Source organism: Corynebacterium sp. ES2730-CONJ (genome assembly GCF_024834055.1).
Classification (GTDB): Bacteria; Actinomycetota; Actinomycetes; order Mycobacteriales; family Mycobacteriaceae; genus Corynebacterium.
Window position 1 is genome coordinate 41,177 of the sequence record NZ_JANUXZ010000004.1, and the last position, 16,100, is coordinate 57,276.

At 54.3% G+C, this 16,100-nt stretch carries 12 protein-coding genes, 1 tRNA gene and 1 pseudogene; 9 read left to right on the plus strand and 5 right to left on the minus strand.

What is annotated here, in order from left to right; all coding sequences use genetic code 11:
• Position 1: 1 nt before the first annotated feature.
• The 3 genes from NXS13_RS05760 (at position 2) to NXS13_RS05770 (ending at position 4,393) form a co-directional block, all read left to right on the plus strand.
• Positions 2-1,498, plus strand: a complete 1,497-nt coding sequence (locus tag NXS13_RS05760; protein WP_259289485.1) for an MFS transporter — start codon at positions 2-4, stop codon at positions 1,496-1,498.
• 115 nt (positions 1,499-1,613) lie between these two features.
• The gene (locus NXS13_RS05765) at positions 1,614-2,960 is read left to right on the plus strand and encodes an MFS transporter (RefSeq protein WP_259158402.1); all 1,347 of its coding nucleotides are present in this window, start codon (positions 1,614-1,616) and stop codon (positions 2,958-2,960) included.
• A complete protein-coding gene (locus NXS13_RS05770) occupies positions 2,960-4,393 on the plus strand; it encodes a threonine/serine exporter ThrE family protein (protein ID WP_259078903.1) in 1,434 nt (477 codons plus the stop codon). Before NXS13_RS05765 ends, NXS13_RS05770 begins: the two co-directional genes overlap by 1 nt.
• 416 nt (positions 4,394-4,809) lie before the next feature.
• On the opposite strand, the gene NXS13_RS05775 is transcribed toward NXS13_RS05770, so the two are convergent.
• A tRNA-Thr gene (locus NXS13_RS05775) sits at positions 4,810-4,882 on the minus strand.
• A gap of 161 nt (positions 4,883-5,043) precedes the next feature.
• On the opposite strand from NXS13_RS05775, the gene NXS13_RS05780 reads away from it, so the two are divergent.
• The 5 genes from NXS13_RS05780 (at position 5,044) to otsB (ending at position 9,667) form a co-directional block, all read left to right on the plus strand.
• Positions 5,044-6,468, plus strand: coding sequence for a threonine/serine exporter ThrE (locus NXS13_RS05780; protein ID WP_259079004.1), 1,425 nt, complete (start codon positions 5,044-5,046; stop codon positions 6,466-6,468).
• Positions 6,469-6,566: 98 nt separating this feature from the next.
• The gene (locus tag NXS13_RS05785) at positions 6,567-6,941 is read left to right on the plus strand and encodes a hypothetical protein (protein WP_259078901.1); all 375 of its coding nucleotides are present in this window, start codon (positions 6,567-6,569) and stop codon (positions 6,939-6,941) included.
• Between the two features lie 88 nt (positions 6,942-7,029).
• Positions 7,030-8,460, plus strand: a complete 1,431-nt coding sequence (locus NXS13_RS05790; RefSeq protein ID WP_259078899.1) for a trehalose-6-phosphate synthase — start codon at positions 7,030-7,032, stop codon at positions 8,458-8,460.
• Positions 8,457-8,921: an META domain-containing protein gene (locus NXS13_RS05795; RefSeq protein ID WP_259078895.1), complete on the plus strand. Its 465-nt coding sequence runs from the start codon at positions 8,457-8,459 to the stop codon at positions 8,919-8,921. The genes NXS13_RS05790 and NXS13_RS05795 overlap by 4 nt, the downstream gene beginning before the upstream one ends.
• Positions 8,918-9,667, plus strand: a complete 750-nt coding sequence (gene otsB, locus NXS13_RS05800; protein WP_259078894.1) for a trehalose-phosphatase — start codon at positions 8,918-8,920, stop codon at positions 9,665-9,667. Before NXS13_RS05795 ends, otsB begins: the two co-directional genes overlap by 4 nt.
• Here the strand turns inward: otsB and NXS13_RS05805 are convergent.
• Positions 9,628-10,722, minus strand: a complete 1,095-nt coding sequence (locus NXS13_RS05805; protein ID WP_259078892.1) for a substrate-binding domain-containing protein — start codon at positions 10,720-10,722, stop codon at positions 9,628-9,630. The two genes, otsB and NXS13_RS05805, sit on opposite strands and share 40 nt — an antisense overlap.
• Before the next feature lie 32 nt (positions 10,723-10,754).
• Between NXS13_RS05805 and NXS13_RS05810 the strand changes: the two genes are divergently transcribed.
• Positions 10,755-11,564 carry a PHB depolymerase family esterase gene (locus tag NXS13_RS05810; RefSeq protein ID WP_259289486.1) on the plus strand — a complete coding sequence of 270 codons (810 nt, stop codon included), beginning with the start codon at positions 10,755-10,757 and terminating at the stop codon, positions 11,562-11,564.
• On the opposite strand, the gene rlmB is transcribed toward NXS13_RS05810, so the two are convergent.
• The 3 genes and pseudogenes from rlmB to nagE all read right to left on the minus strand — a co-directional run bounded on the left by rlmB (position 11,561) and on the right by nagE (position 16,097).
• Complete coding sequence (rlmB, locus tag NXS13_RS05815) at positions 11,561-12,499, minus strand: 23S rRNA (guanosine(2251)-2'-O)-methyltransferase RlmB (RefSeq protein ID WP_259078886.1); 939 nt, start codon at positions 12,497-12,499, stop codon at positions 11,561-11,563. The two genes, NXS13_RS05810 and rlmB, sit on opposite strands and share 4 nt — an antisense overlap.
• Before the next feature lie 34 nt (positions 12,500-12,533).
• On the minus strand, positions 12,534-13,919 hold the full coding sequence (gene cysS / locus NXS13_RS05820; protein WP_259078885.1) for a cysteine--tRNA ligase: 1,386 nt from the start codon (positions 13,917-13,919) through the stop codon (positions 12,534-12,536).
• A gap of 100 nt (positions 13,920-14,019) precedes the next feature.
• Positions 14,020-16,097 (minus strand): annotated as a pseudogene (gene nagE / locus NXS13_RS05830) (N-acetylglucosamine-specific PTS transporter subunit IIBC).
• Between the last annotated feature and the right edge of the window lie 3 nt (positions 16,098-16,100).

A 16,100-nucleotide genomic window follows, 5' to 3' on the forward strand; every position in this document is an offset into this window, starting at 1 on the left:
CATGCCGCAGTCGATACATTCCGATTCTATTTCTACTACGCCAGCCAAGCGGTGGGGTTTTCTCGCCGTCATTTCTCTCGGGCTTTTTATGGTGGGAGCAGATAATTCAATTCTCTATACTGCGCTTCCCACACTGCGTCACGAATTAGGTCCGAGTGAGGTGCAGGCTTTGTGGATTATCAATGCCTACCCACTGGTGCTCGCGAGCCTTCTGTTGGGTACGGGCACATTGGGAGACAAAATTGGTCACCGCCGAATGTTTGAAATAGGTCTAATCTTTTTCGGACTCGCCTCTCTCGCAGCAGCCTTCGCCCCAACGCCGGCTTATCTTATTGCCGCTCGGGCCTTTCTTGGCGCTGGGGCAGCAACTATGATGCCCGCAACATTGGCTCTACTGCGCTTAACCTTTAGTGATATCAAAGAACGCAATACTGCCATCGGTGTGTGGGGCTCTGTGGCCACCTTGGGGGCTGCGTCGGGGCCGATTATGGGCGGCTTTCTCCTGGAGCACTTTTGGTGGGGCTCAGCCTTCTTAGTCAATATTCCGGTCGTCGTCATTGCCTTCCTCGCTACTTTTGCGCTGGCACCTAAAAATATCGCTGATCCCTCTCGGCACTGGGATGCGCCCTCCTCACTGTGGGCGGGGCTAACCATGGCGAGTGCGGTCGTGATTATTAAGGATCTCGCCCACAACGCCGATCTAACTGTTCTACTCCCCGCATCGATAGTGCTCATTGGCAGCGGCTACCTTTTCCACCAGCGCCAGGGCTCTTTAAGCGAGCCCGTTATTGCCTGGGGCATTTTTGCTAATCCGGTGCTTTCCGCTGGAGTACTGGGAGCTGGCATAGCAATGTTCATCATCTCTGGCACAGAACTCACCACCACGCAGCGCGCACAATTGGTCTTGGGGTTCAGCCCTCTCGAGGCAGGGCTTTTAACGGCAGCCGCGGCGGCCGCGGCCGTCCCCACGTCAGTTATCGGTGGAGCCTTTTTACACCGCATCGGTTTTCGACCTCTCATCGCCGGAGGTTTTGGCGTCATGAGTCTAGGTTTGCTCACGATGGTCTTGAGCCTCACGAAGCTCCTCGGTGATCGCGACTTCGCTATCTTAGTCCTGGGTCTGGTATTCGTTGGATTGGGCGGTGGCTTAGTGATGAGCGTGACGTCCACCGCTATTATTGGTTCAGCGCCCAAACGCCGTTTGGGAATGGCGAGTGCGGTGGAAGAGGTGTCCTATGAATTTGGAACCTTATTAGCGGTTGCCGTACTCGGGTCGCTGTTTCCGCTTTTCTTCTCTCTGGCATTCGGAGAGGGCGGCCGTGAAGCGTATGCCCATATCATCTCCGGCGACACTTCACCCCTAGCTTCCTTAATTGCGCTCGATCAGGCCTATCAAGGTGTCTTGAGTGTAGCTTTGATCGTTGCGATGGGAACGGGAATAATTACTTATATACTATTGCGCGGCAATCCTAAGGAAACCCTCTACGCCCACGAGTAGCAGGCAAAATACCCCCTAGGATTGTCCGGGGCGACCGCCTTGGATAGGGCAGTTATCGATTGCTGAGGGAAAAATCTGCTATCTAAAATGAGGTCGAGGGTTTAAAGTTGTTTCTATGACCCCGACAACGCCGGTCGCTGCCAAACCACTTCAGGCAGCCCCTGATTTTGCCGCCGCGACCCGAACCGATAAGAAAACTATCACCACGTGGGCGCTGTGGGACTTAGGATCCGCAGCCTTTAACGCCGTTCTCATCACCTTCGTATTCTCGGTTTATCTCACCGAGTCCGTGGGCAAAAATATCGACTCCCGCTTTTCCGCCACTTCATGGTTCGGCTGGGCAATCGCTGCCGGAGGCGTCCTCATTGCCTTGATAGCCCCCGTTATAGGCCAGCGTTCCGATGCCCGGGGCACGAGACGCCGCAGCGTCCGCTTCTGGAGCATTATCACTGTAGCTTTGATGTTTTCGCTGTTCTTCATCCGCAATGATGCCCCGATTTATTTCTGGCTAGGTATAGGCATCCTTGCCATCGCCTCGGTCACCTTTGAACTCGGTGAAGTCAGTTATTTCGCCATGTTGAACCAGATCTCCACGCCAGATAATGTCGGACGGGTTTCTGGCTTCGGCTGGGCAGCCGGCTACTTCGGCGGCATTATCCTCCTTGCTAGCTGCTATTTTGGTTTTATTGCCGGCGACGGCGGGCTGCTGGGAATATCCACCGAGGCCGGTTTTAATATCCGTCTTGTCGCAGCCCTTTCCGCCCTCTGGTTCCTCATCTTCGCAGTTCCTGTCATGCTGAGAGTCCCCGAGATCCCCCCGAATCCACAAATCGCCACAGGGGGAATCCGCACGAGTTATGCACAACTGTTCAATACTTTAAAAACTTTATGGCGCACTGACCGTTCTGCGGTGTACTTCCTCATTTCCTCTGCCCTTTTCCGTGACGGCGTTGCAGCCGTCTTTACTTTTGGCGCGATCCTCGCTGTGTCCGTGTACGAACTCTCCCCTGGCGATGTCCTCCTCTTCGGCATTGCTGCCAATGTGGTTGCTGGACTCGGCGCCATCGGCTGCGGCTTTCTCGACGATCGCTTTGGACCCAAACCTGTCATTTTAGGATCGCTCTTTCTCATGGTTGCCGATTCCGTCGTCCTGTATTTCGTCTCGGGGCCGAAGAATTTCTGGATCTTTGGGCTCATCCTGTGCCTCTTCGTTGGCCCCATCCAATCATCCTCTCGAACCTTCCTCTCTCGCATGGCTCCTCAAGGTCATGAAGGGGAAATGTTCGGCCTCTACGCCACCACCGGCCGAGCAGTCAGCTGGCTTGCCCCCATGGCATTCTCGGCTGCCGTTGTGCACTTTGGCTCTGATCGCGCCGGAATCTTTGGTATTGGAATTGTGCTGCTCATGGGCGCTTTAGTGCTGCTCTTTGTCAAAGAGCCACGGCAATCTATGCTGGAATAATGGCACTTTTGGCTGCAGTACGCTCACTCTTCCAAACCCCTTACCGGGTAGCAACTATCGACGTTGCCAGAGCGACCCCACTGGCGCCGCTGGCACCTGTTGATTTTAGCGACCAAGTGCAGGTCAGCGCGGTACTCGATGTAGCCGCGCGCATTGGTGATATTCTCATTGCGGCCGGGACTACGCATACCGACGCCACCTATCAAGTCAAGGCTATCCTAGAGACCTTCGGATTATGGGACGCCCACGTTGATTTTACCAATAGTCGCATTCGTATCTTCGCCCGTATAAGCGGCGACTATAACGAACCCATCAATATCATTCGCGTCATCAGCAGCCCTCCCAATGATTACCACCGTCTTCGGCGGGTCGATGCCCTCATTCGAGATATCCACGCTCGCCGAGTCGATGTGGACACTGCCGATCGAATCTTGACCGAGATTATAACTGCTCCACCCACGGTAGGTATTTGGGGCATCATGGCCTCGTGGGCTGTTCTCGGCGGGGCTGTAACCGTGCTCATTGGCGGCGATATTTGGGTAGCTTTAACGTCTATGATTGCGGCCTTTGCGGTGGTGTGGGTGGCCACTGAGTTATCAAAGAAGGGAATGCCGCTTTTTCTTTTCAATGCCATTGGTGGCTTGATTGTGTCTATACTGGCGGCCCTGGCCTACCACGCAGGTGCTGAGCTGGGATTGATATTGCGCCCATCTATGGTGATTGCTACCGGAATTATTGCCTTGGCTGCTGGTCTCACCCTCTTTCAGGCCATTCAAAATGGTATATCCAACTCCCCAGTCACTGGAAGTGCTCGATTTTTTGACACAATGATCGCCACCGGCGGCATCGTGGCAGGCGTAGCGATGGGTATTGCACTGTCCAATTACCTCGGTATTCCCTTGCCACCCATGCAAACCCAACCAAATCCCAATTTTGCCTCGATGACCTTGAGGATTGTCGCGGGCGCTTTTGCCGCGGCGGGATTCGCACGTGGCTGTTTCGCAGATTGGTCCTCGGTTTGGGTGGCCAGCATCGTTAGTCTTTTTTCCACCAGTATCTTTTATCTCACCGTGATGCCCTTAGGTTTAGGCGGTATTACGAGCTCGGCTATAGCTGCAACTTTTATTGGGCTCATTGGCGGTTTATTAGCGCGCGGCTACGGGGTCCCACCACTGATCGTCTCGGCCTCAGCCGCGACCCCTCTGCTACCTGGTTTGGCAATTTATCGGGGTCTGTATGCCTTGACCCACGAGCAAATTCTCACCGGTTTTTCTAATCTCACGATCGCTCTTGCTATTGCTGCAGCTCTAAGCGCAGGGGTTTACTTAGGTGAATGGATAGCCAGGCGCATCAAGCGCCCTCGAGGTTTGCGTCGCTATATGCGCTTTAAGCGCATGCGGGCACGCGAAACATCGTATTTCACCGAAGATTAAACCAGCATTTATACCCCCTCAGTTCCCCCCACTCTTCGAGCACCGCTTAGCGCCAGGGACAGAGCGAAATCTGTTGTCCCTCTACTTTTTATTGCCCTGAGAAAGGGGCGCGTACAGCGCCACTTAAAAGCACGCTCGTGAAAGCTATTAGGTGTGCTGTCAGAAAAATTAGTGGGCGGGGAGGTATATAAATCCCAAGGAAAGGCCGGCCCGTCTCCTCCGAAGGACTTCGCTCCGCACGTGTCCGCTCAGCCCCCATGCCTTAACTTTCAGTACTTTAGTTCTGGCCTTTTAAGCCTACGCCTCACGTGTAAAACTCCAGCTCCACCACTTAAAGCGAACCTCCTGGGATGCTACCTGTCCGCGAAAATTAACGGTAAAGGCCCCATCCGCAATCACGGGTGGGGCCTTAAGTGAGCTGGAGACGAGACTTGAACTCGCAACCACCGGTTTACAAGACCGGTGCGCTACCAATTGCGCCACTCCAGCACTGCTGTGAAATACTACCTAATCTTCCCCAAGAATTTCAATGCGCGGGTTTACCGATAGCGTTGCAGCGGGCTATCTTGGGGTAGAACTGATGTACTGTACTCAACGAATTCTAAGGCTCAAGTGTGTTTAATCCACTCGTGTGGTTGAAAACTGTCGCAATGCAAGGCGGCAGATATTCCACGATCGATACCGCGAAGGCAGCGCCGCCGCCTTCGCCGCTCGCCCCTATTGATCTCACCAACCCCGTAGAGGTGGCCGGGGTCATGGATCTGGCAGCGCGCATCGGTGATATTTTTCTCTCTGCGGGGACATCGAATCGCGATACCGTCGCCTATATTCAAGCAGTGACCACCTCCTACGGGCTGCACTACACCCACGTAGACATCACTCTTAATACGATCACTATCTTCTCCACTATTGGGGTAGAGAAAAAGGTGCCACTGAGTGTTTTCAGAGTGGTCAGCCGCATGAATGTAGATTTCTCGAAACTCAGCGAGATCGACCGCCTCATCCGATCGATCCGCGGTGGCGCTACTCCGCCACAGGTTGCCGAGAAGATCCTCAACGAACTTTTTCAGACTCCCTCGCGGCGCACCTTCCGGCGTAGCCTCTTAGGGTGGGGTGGCATGGGAGCGGCCGTTGCAGTAGGCGCAGGGGGTGGATTCGCGGCAGCAGTGATCAGTTTTATTATCGCCGTGCTCATTCAATGGAGCTCCGCTGTGCTGGCCCGGCATAATCTGCCTACCTTTTTCCAGATGCTACTCGGGGGGTTCATCACCACCGTTCCAGCTGCCTTGACCTATCAAATCACCTTAAATAACGCCTCGCCGATCTTTCCTTCGCATATTATCGCAGCGGGCATTGTGGTGATGCTCGCCTCGCTCTCACTCGTGCAATCCATGCAAGACGGAATGATGGGGGCTCCTGTGACCGCGAGTGCCCGTTTCTTTGAAACGATGCTCTCTACCGGTGCCATCGTGGCAGGCGTGGGTGCCGGACTCCAGGTGAGTGAATTTTTAGGGATTACTCTCCCTCCGCTGGAAAATCTGAGCCTCTTAAGTTTTACTTCAGCCACGGTCAAGCTGCTGGCCGGAGGGTTTGCTGCCTTCTCGTTCGCGGTTGCATGCCGAGCGGAGTTCTCGAGTACTGTGGCGGCGGCTTTTAACTCTATGCTTGGGCTTTTTGTTTATTATTTCCTGGTTCTACCCTTTGGCCTCAGCGAGATTATCGGAGCTGCCATCGCTGCCTCTGTTATTGGTTTGGCTGGAGGTTTAATTGCCAGGCGTTTTCTCATCCCCCCGCTCATTACCGCGGTCTCGGGTATCACTCCGTTACTTCCTGGCCTGGCTATTTATCGGGGAATGTACGCAGCCTTGAATGAACAGGTACTGCTGAGTTTCACCAATATTTCCGTAGCTCTCTCGGTAGCGGCAGCACTTGCCAGTGGCGTTGTATTTGGTGAATGGATGGCACGAAGGATACGCCGGAAACCACGATTGAATTTCTACGGATCTTTCAAAACCTATGGTAAGCCGGTGGCACGCAGTAAAAAACCGCCGCTAAAAAATAAAGACAAGAAGTGACCGTGTCACCCTTGACGCTTTCACAAGCTTAAAAGCTCTGCTAGAATGTGTCTTTTGCATGATTGTGAACAAAATATATTCTCACAAAGGAGAAGGCTTTGCCACCGAAGGTCACTGATACCAGAACCCCTGCGGAGTCCCTGCACGCGGTGGAAGCGGAAACTGCAGCAGCTGCTCGGAAAGTAGTGGCTTCTTATGCTCACGATTTCTTCGACGGCGTCACCTTAATGTGCATGCTGGGGATCGAAACTGAGGGCCTCAACTACCAAAAGGTTGCCGCCGACCACGAGGCAGCTCTCGCCCCGAAGAAGGTTACTAAGAAGGCTAAAGCAACTAAGAAGGCCTCAAAAAAGACCACCACTAAGAAGACAACGAAGAAAACCACCGCTAAAAAGACAGCGGCTAAAAAAACCACTGCTAAAAAGGCAACAAAGAAAGCGACGAAGAAGACTACCAAGGCTACTCAGGCCTAAGGCCCGCACGAAGGTATCGCGGTAGCATTATTACACCACCTTCTCCTCCAAACTTTTTGGGGGAGATTTTTTAAGAGGACTAAGATGCATGAATTCCCCTCACGCGCCCACAGGCACCCATGATTTCGTGGTGGTGGCTAACCGACTACCGGTAGATTTGACTATTGATAACCTTGGGGCCTCCACGTGGAGCCCGAGCCCAGGTGGACTGGTTAGTGCCTTGTCCCCCATCTTAAGCAAACACTCCGGGTGTTGGGTGGGATGGCCCGGAGCCATCGTAGAAAAACTAGAACCCTTTCATACCGATAACGGCATTCTCCTCCATCCTGTGGAGTTGACTCGCGTCGATTACGAGAATTTCTATGAGGGCTTTTCTAATGCCACGCTATGGCCGCTGTACCACGACCTTATTGTAAGCCCAGAATATCGCTACGATTGGTGGCAGTCGTATCACGCGGTGAATGTGAAATTTGCCGAAGAGGCTGCCAGTGTTGCAGCCCCCGGGGCTACGGTATGGGTCCAAGATTATCAGCTCCAGCTCGTACCTGGCCTCTTGCGGGAGCTGCGCCCTGATCTGACTATTGGGCTGTTTTTACATATTCCGTTCCCAGCCCCGGATCTTTTTCGCCAGCTGCCGTGGCGCACCGATATCCTGGCGGGCATGTTGGGCGCTGACCTCATCGGTTTCCACCTGATATCCAATGCCCAAAATTTCCTCGATATTGTCGATCGCTACCATCCAGAGCGAGTCAGTGGATCCGTAAAGGTCCGCCAGCCAAACGCTACAATTCACACCGATGATGATCGCGTAGTTAAAGTGGCCGCCTTTCCAATCTCTATTGATCCTGAGCCCTTTGTATCAGCCCACGTAGACAGAACTCGTGTACGTAGGGAGATGGGTAATCCCGAGACACTCATTTTGGGAGTTGACCGCCTAGACTATACGAAGGGGATTTTACAGCGACTGGAGGCCTTGGAAAGTTTACTCGAGGAGGGGTTGATTGATCACCGCACCAGCTTTGTTCAGATCGCCACTCCTTCCAGAGAGCGCATCGACCACTATCAGGCCACGCGCAGCAAAGTTGAAGAGGCCGTTGGTCGCATCAATGGGCGCTTTGGGGCGCTAGGTAAGCCTGTGGTGAGCTACCATCATGCATCGCTGTCGAAGGAGCGTCTGATCGAGCTCTATAGCGCCGCCGATATTATGCTGGTCACCCCATTCAAGGACGGCATGAATTTGGTGGCTAAAGAGTATGTTGCTTGCCACGGAGACGGGTCTGGGGCGTTGGTGCTCAGCGAATTTGCTGGCGCAGCCACCGAGCTCGTCGACGCATATTTGTGCAATCCCTTCGATAGTGAATCTATTAAGGCTGAGATTCATAATGCGATGATGGCACTAGCAACGCAACCGGAAATCCCCCAGAAACGGATGCTCACCATGTACCAGCAGGTTATAACGCATGATGTTGATCTGTGGGCTCGCTCCTATCTCGACGCTTTGAAGGAATCTTCCCGATGAAACAACGTCTCTTACTCGTGGGTATTCTTGCGCTATCCGCGTGCGCACCCACCCCCACCCTAGTAGGCACCACATGGCAAGTCACCGATGTGTTTAGTAGCGCAGATCTGCCCTCGACCCTTCCAGATGATAATGCAACGAAGGTGACTATCAGTTTTGGTAATTCCACCATTGTGGGCTTCAGCGGATGTTCGCAGTTTACAGCAACAGCTAACTATAAAAAGGATTCCGCTCCGGCGCTCATCGATGAGGCTACAACTGTGAGCTTCTCGGACTTTTCCATCTCCCCCCCAGATGAGCTCGTATGCACAGCTAAGACACGCTATATCCACGATGCACTACAGGATATTCTCACGACGGGCCCGCTCGAGATTACCCGCCCGCAGCCCGATAGCATGGTGCTGCGTGAACCGCTGACAGCATCGGTGGAACCGAGAGCTATTGGATTGGCACTCCCATGATCGCCGAAGCCCCTTCCCTTCTGGTCATCTCTGATTTCGACGGAACTTTGGCAGAATTCTCTCCTGACCCCACCCATGTTCCCGTGAACCAGCGCGCCATGGCAGCCTTGAAGAATTTAAGTGTTCTGCGTGATACCACGGTTGCCATTCTCTCCGGGCGCGATCGCCGCGGCCTGGCGAGCGTATCTGGGCTAGATCCACGCGGTGATATCATTCTGGCCGGCTCCCATGGGGCCGAGTCCGAGCTCCTCGCCACCACGATGAGCCCCGAACGAGCCACGGCACTCGATAAGGTCACGGAGCGATTTGAAGAACTTATTGCAGATCTACCTGGCGCCTTTGTTGAATACAAGCCCTTTCATCGCGTTCTCCACCTCATGGCCGCCGATCAGCACAAGTCTGCCGATATTGCGGCCTTAGCCCAAGCCGTCGATATTCCAGGGGTTACTATTGCGCCTGGCAAAAATATAGTCGAAGCTGGGGTCTTAGATATCAACAAAGGTTCATGGATCCGCATAGCCACCTCGGTGTACCAACCCGATGCTGTCATTTTCTTAGGCGATGATACGACCGACGAAGATGGCTTTGACGTCTTGCGCCCGTGCGATCTATCAGTCAAGGTAGGTGAAGGATTCACCCACGCCAGGAAACGCGTGGCCGATTGTGCAGCAGTAGCAGACCTCCTCGAGGACCTATACCTCCAGCGTCAGGAGTTTTTATCCTCATCTGGGGAAGCGACTGTTTGACCAGGATTATATCCCACCTCAAGAAGAGTTCGCTGACTGATCTCTTTTCCCTGCAGTTGCTGAAAAAGAATGCGCCCAGCCCACTCCCCCTTGAGCTTATTGGGTTGGATGACGGTGCTGAGATCCTTTATCAGTGCTGTGCTCGTGCCGTCAAAACCGGTCAGAGAGAGCTGTGCTGGAATGGACATACCGTGATCTCGGGCGTAGGCCATTACTCCCAAAGCCATAGTGTCAGTGGTGCATAAAATGGCGGTCAGATGGGGATGGCTTCCTAGCAACTCAGCAGCTGCCTGGTAGTTATTCTCCATATCGTTGAGATGGCGCTCGATGATGGGCACGTGCTGCGGATCAATTCCGGCTGCCGCGAAGACCTCAAGGGCACCGAGCACGCGATCACGTTGCACATGATGCTTGGCCTGGCGGAGCCGATCGGGAAGAACTGGCCCATTATTTGGCTGTGGTGAAAGGCGGATACACAATATTCCGATTGATCGGTGGCCAGCATGGATAAGCGCCTGGGCTGCGGGAGCAATAGCTTTTTTATCGTCTATTCCCACAAAGGGAAAGCGCAGATCACCCTTGGGTTGATCGCAGATGACCCCAGGTAATCCGCGGCGCTCCACAGCGCGAAGAAAGGGTTCATCCGCTGCCACCGAGTAGATGACAAAACCATCGACCACAGCCTGGTTGAGTAAATCCACGGAATCATTCTCTGCGTGGGGACCTACAGGTATGAGAGTTAAGGAGGTTTGGCTTCCCGTCGAAGCAGTGGCCATACCCGCGAGGAAATCAACCGAAGCCATATCCTCAAATGCGTAGGTCATATGCTCGGTGAGTAGCACCCCCACGCTCCCAACCTCTTTGGTGCGCAATCCGCGTGCCATGGGGTCCGGGCCTGGGTAGCCGCGCTTGGCTGCGGTGGCTAGGATTTTCCTCCGCAATTGTGGGGATAACTCTTCGGGGCGGTTATAGGCATTGGAGACTGTGGTGCGCGAGACTCCAAGTTCGGCTGCAAGGGAGGCGAGGGAACTTCTGCGGACACGCTTTTTCTCCATACTCTTTAGGCTACTGCCTAAAATAGGACAGTATGAGTATAGAGCGGGCCGTATTTCACACCTCAACCGGCCAAGAGCGCCAGTACCTTTTCAACCCAGCGGCGCAACCTAGTGGAGATATCTTCATCTTTCTTCACGGATCCACGCAATCAGCGCAGGTAATCCGCCACTTCAGTGGCAACCAGTGGGACCGGCTCAACGATTACGGCCTCCACGTTATTTACCCCGAGGGAATCGGACGGCACTGGAATGACGGAAGAAAATACTTCGCTGAGCGCACCCGACTCCTCGAAACTGACGATGCTGCCTTTATCAACGAACTAGCCCGATCCATAGCCCCCAACGGGCGAGTATTCTGCGGCGGATTTTCCAATGGCGGCCATATGGTCTTTCGGTTGCTCCACGAATACCCAGGGCTAATATCTGGCGCTCTCATAATCGGTGCCACGCAACCGGTGGCGGAAGAATTCTTGTGTAGCGCACACGGCTATATCCCTACGCCGACACTTTTGATGCACGGCACCGATGATCCCATCATTCCCTTCGCTGGTGGCGATATTCAGTTGGTATCCCGCAATAATCGCGGGCGCGTCCTGGGCTTAGAGGACACCGCCCACTATTATGCAGTCTTGAATCGAGAAAACCGCCCAGCCACACGGGTGACGGGCTTAAGCGGCTATCAGTATCTCGATTATGGCAGTGTAGTGGCCTATATTCTCGAGGGCGTCGGCCACCATATTCCTACGGCACAACCAGTTGAATCAACGGTGCTAGGCCCTGGAACTGATCGCTTTGAGGCCGTTGACGCAGCGATAGATTTCTTCGGTTTTCAGCGCGCTTAACGACGACGCTGACGAGCGAATTCGCTGAGTACGACACCTGCGGCCACGGAGGCATTGAGGCTTTCTACCCAGCTGGCCATGGGAATACTCATCAGTTCATCACAGTTTTCCCGCACGAGGCGCGAAATCCCTTTTCCTTCGGACCCCACCACGATGACCACATTATCGGTGCCATCATAGTTATCTAGCGTGGCATTGCCGCCGGTATCGAGCCCGACCACTTGGTAGCCACTACGTTGGAATTCTTTAATCGTACGGGTGATATTCGTGGCTTTAGCAACGGGCATTCTCGCAGCGGTACCGGCGGAGGTACGCCAAGCCACTGCGGTCACGGACGCGGACCGGCGCTCAGGGATGACCACTCCGTGGCCTCCAAAGGCTGCAACGGATCGGATCACCGCACCCAAGTTACGCGGATCGGTGATATTGTCGAGCACCACAATCATGCCTTTTTCCCCAGATTCGCGCACCTTAGTGATGAGATCGTTCACGTCAGCGTATTTATATGGGGGGATTTCTAAACCGATGCCTTGATGCATCCCATTCCCGGTCATCCGGTCCAACTCGTGGCGAGCTACTTCAATCAGCGGAATCGAACGCGCGTGGGCTATCTGGACCGCCTCACTGAGACGGTTATCATTCCGCGTCCCTTCACTGATATACAAGGCCGTGGCTGGTACCCGTGCGTGTAGGCATTCAACCACAGGATTGCGTCCTACGACGAGTTCATGCTGATCATCTTTTTGGTGCCGGCCACTATTGCGACGCTCGCGCTCTAGTTTGCGCTTATGGGCCTGATGGTAGACCCGGTCTTCGGCCTTAGGGGTAGGACCTTTTCCGGCTAAGCCACGGCGTCTGACTCCGCCCGATCCTTTTTGAGCGCCCTTCTTATTTGTTTTCCGCAAACCGGGACGATTAGGTTGATTACCTGCCATTATTTTGGTCCTTTTGTGTAGTTAAAAAGCGCGCTTAGAGCGACCACTCGGGTCCGTCGGGTGTATCAGTGACGGTGATACCCGCTTGGGCGAGGCGGTCGCGGACTTCGTCGGCAAGCGCAAAATTCTTATCCTGCCGCGCCTGAGTGCGGCGCTGCAATTCGGCCTCGATGAGAACCTCGAGAGCATGGTGGGCGGCAGCAGAGTGCTGGTTTTCGCCACGCCACTGCTCACTGAGTGGATCGATGCCCAATACGGAGGTCATAGCGCGAACGGTGGCGGCGATTGCGCGTGCGCGTTCGGGGTTTTTCTCTGCCAGCGCCTTATTGCCAGCCCGGACCTGGTTGTGAATATCGGCAAGTGCACGCGGAACCGCGAGATCCTCATTCATAGCGGCTTCAAATTCTTCGGTCCACTCTCCAATCTCCACATCGGGGAAGCGGTGGATGAATGTCTCGATTCGTCGGTAGCCGCTGGCCGCCTCGACAAGTGCCGCTTCTGAGTATTCCAATACGGAGCGGTAGTGTGCGGATCCTAAATAGTAGCGCAGTTCCACGGGTCGCACTGTGCTGAGGATCTCAGGAACGCTCAGGATATTGCCTAGGGATTTACTCATTTTCTCGCCCGCTAAGGTCACCCAATGATTATGCATCCAATACTGGGCAAAGCCATCGCCTGCGGCGTGAGATTGAGCAATCTCATTCTCGTGGTGCGGGAATTGTAAATCGAGGCCACCTGCGTGGATATCAAATTTTTCTCCGAGATACCAGGTGGCCATCGCGGAGCACTCTAGGTGCCACCCGGGACGCCCGTCGCCCCACGGGGTCGGCCAGCTCGGCTCACCAGGTTTGCTCGCTTTCCACAGAGCGAAGTCGAGTGGCGATTTCTTGCCTGGATGCTCGGATTCGCACATGTCCATATCTGCTACTTTATTGCCAGATAGGGAACCATAATCCGAGCCTGCGGCGCTAACCCATGCAGTGACATCGAAATAGACCGAACCTGCGACCGCATAAGCAAAGCCGCGGTCGATCAGGCGCTGCATATAATCAATCATCTGGGTGATATGTCCGGTTGCGCGCGGCTCTACAGATGGAGGAAGCACACCCAGTTGCTGGTACGCGGAGGTGAATTCGCGCTCGTAGGTGCTCACCCATTCCCACCACGGCCGATTATTCTCTGCCGCTTTGGTGAGAATTTTATCGTCGATATCAGTGACGTTGCGTACAAAAGCTACATCGAGCCCTTGGGCTATGAGCCAGCGGCGCAGAATATCGAAGGCAACCCCAGAGCGCACGTGGCCGATATGGGGTTGGCTTTGGGGAGTGGCACCACACAGGTAGATCGTGGCGTGCCCTGGTTGAAGGGGCTCGAAGTCTCTTAACGTTCGGGTACCTGTGTCAAAGATGCGTAAATTCACACCATCAGTCTAGATTATCCACCCCATAACCGCATGTATCAGATCGTTCGATAAAAATTCCCCTAGCGCTTATACGCTAGGGGAAGGGCCTTTATTAATGTTAGGCAAGGGAAACAGTTGCGATCTCGTCCTGGGCCGAGGCTCTGTTGGCATTTACTACCACAGATTTGACCTGCTTCTTATTGGTCATTACCACAGGCGTCACAAGGTCTTTCCCAGCGGCGCGCACTGCTGCGGCATCCACTCGAATAATAGGTTGACCAGCAGTAACTTTGTCGCCCTTTGCGGCTAATTGGCTAAAGCCTTCGCCCTTGAGCTCCACCGTATCGAGGCCAATATGGACCAGCACCTCGAGGCCTTCATCAGTTTTGAGTGCGAAGGCATGCAGGGTTTTGAACAAGGTTGCAATGGTACCGGTGACGGGGCTGAGAACTTCAAAGGTTTCGATATTCTCATCGGGGACCACGGCGAAGCCTTCGCCCAACATGCCGCCTGCAAAAACCGCATCCGGCACTTGGTCGATGGGTATGACTGCACCAGAAAATGGAGCGCTGAGCTTAACTTTCTTCTTGCCGAATCCAAACACTAGATTTCCTTTTCTCCTTCGAGAGCCACCTGATGGCCCTTGAGTTGGCGGGCTACCTCGTCGTAGACGAATTGCACCTTCGGCCCAATGATCACCTGAACATTTTTCTGCGATGGGCGGATAACTCCCGCGACCCCGGCGCGCTTAATAACTTGTTCGGACACCTGGGTATTATCTTTAACAACTACACGTAGACGGGTTGCACAGTAGTCGATATTCTCCACATTGGAGCCACCACCGAGGCCATCGATGATGATGCGGGAGGCCGTTGCAACTTCTTCGTCGGTGTCCATGGTAGCTTCCGAAACCTCGGTATCTTCATCTTCGCGGCCAGGAGTGCGCATATTGAGCCATCCGATGAGGGCGTAGAAGACGAAATAGTACACCGCGAAATAGACCACACCCATAACGAGTAGCATCCACCACTCGTTGGCCAGCGGGTTCTGCGAGGAGAGCGCCATATCCACAGCGCCTGCGGAGAAGCCGAAACCGGCGGTCCAGTTCATCGAGGCGGCGATAGCCACCGAGATGCCGGTGAGTAATGCGTGGACTAAGAAGAGCAACGGGGCCACGAACATAAAGGAGAATTCAAGAGGCTCGGTCACCCCGGTAAAGAAGGAAGCAAGAGCGCCTGCCATCATCAGGGAACCGACGACTTTACGACGCTCAGGGCGAGCGCGCAGCGTGATAGCAAGAGCAGCACCTGGCAAGCCGAACATCATGACTGGGAAGAAACCAGCCTGGTAACGACCAACGTATCCGACCGCTTCGCAGACGGTACCGGTCCAATTGCCCGGGCAGGAGGCAGCGTCGGTGGCGCTAGCGGCAGCGGCGATTGTTTCTCCACCCTTAAGGAAGTTGCCGATATCGTTGATACCAATGACGTCGAACCAGAAGATCGAGTTCAAAGCGTGATGCAAACCGGTGGGGATCAGAAGCCGGTTAGCAAAACCGTAGATGCCGGCGCCAAGTGCGCCGAGACTTTGAATGGACTCACCGAAGTCGAAGAGGATGTGATAGACGAAAGGCCAGACGATATAGAGAATGCCGGCGAGCACGATAGAGAAGATCGAAGTGAGGATCGGCACTAAGCGACGGCCGGAGAAAAAGGCCAGGTAATCGGGAAGTTTGGTGTTGTGGAAACGGTTATAGACCCACGAGGCGAGGATGCCGACGATAATGCCAAAGAGGACATTTTTATTTCCTACCGCACCCCACCCGTAGGAGAGCCATTCGAGTTTGCCTGCCCCGTCAAGAGAATCAACATCGATGCCCTTATAGCCAGCGACGGCGCTGGCATTGAGCAAACTTGTTACTGTCATAAACCCGATAAAGCCGGAGAGGGCGGCGGCGCCATTGGAATCCTTGGCGAGGCCGTAGGAAATAGCCACGGCGAAGATGAGGCCGAGGTTATCAAGCACGGCTGCCCCGGATTTGATGAGGATGGCGGCTGCAAGGCTGTTTTCTCCCCACCCATTCGGGTCAATCCAATAACCGATACCCATAAGCAGAGCGGCGACCGGCAGGACGGCGACAGCTCCCATCAAAGCTTTACCGAGTTTCTGCAGACCGGTAAAGACTGCGTCTTTCATGAT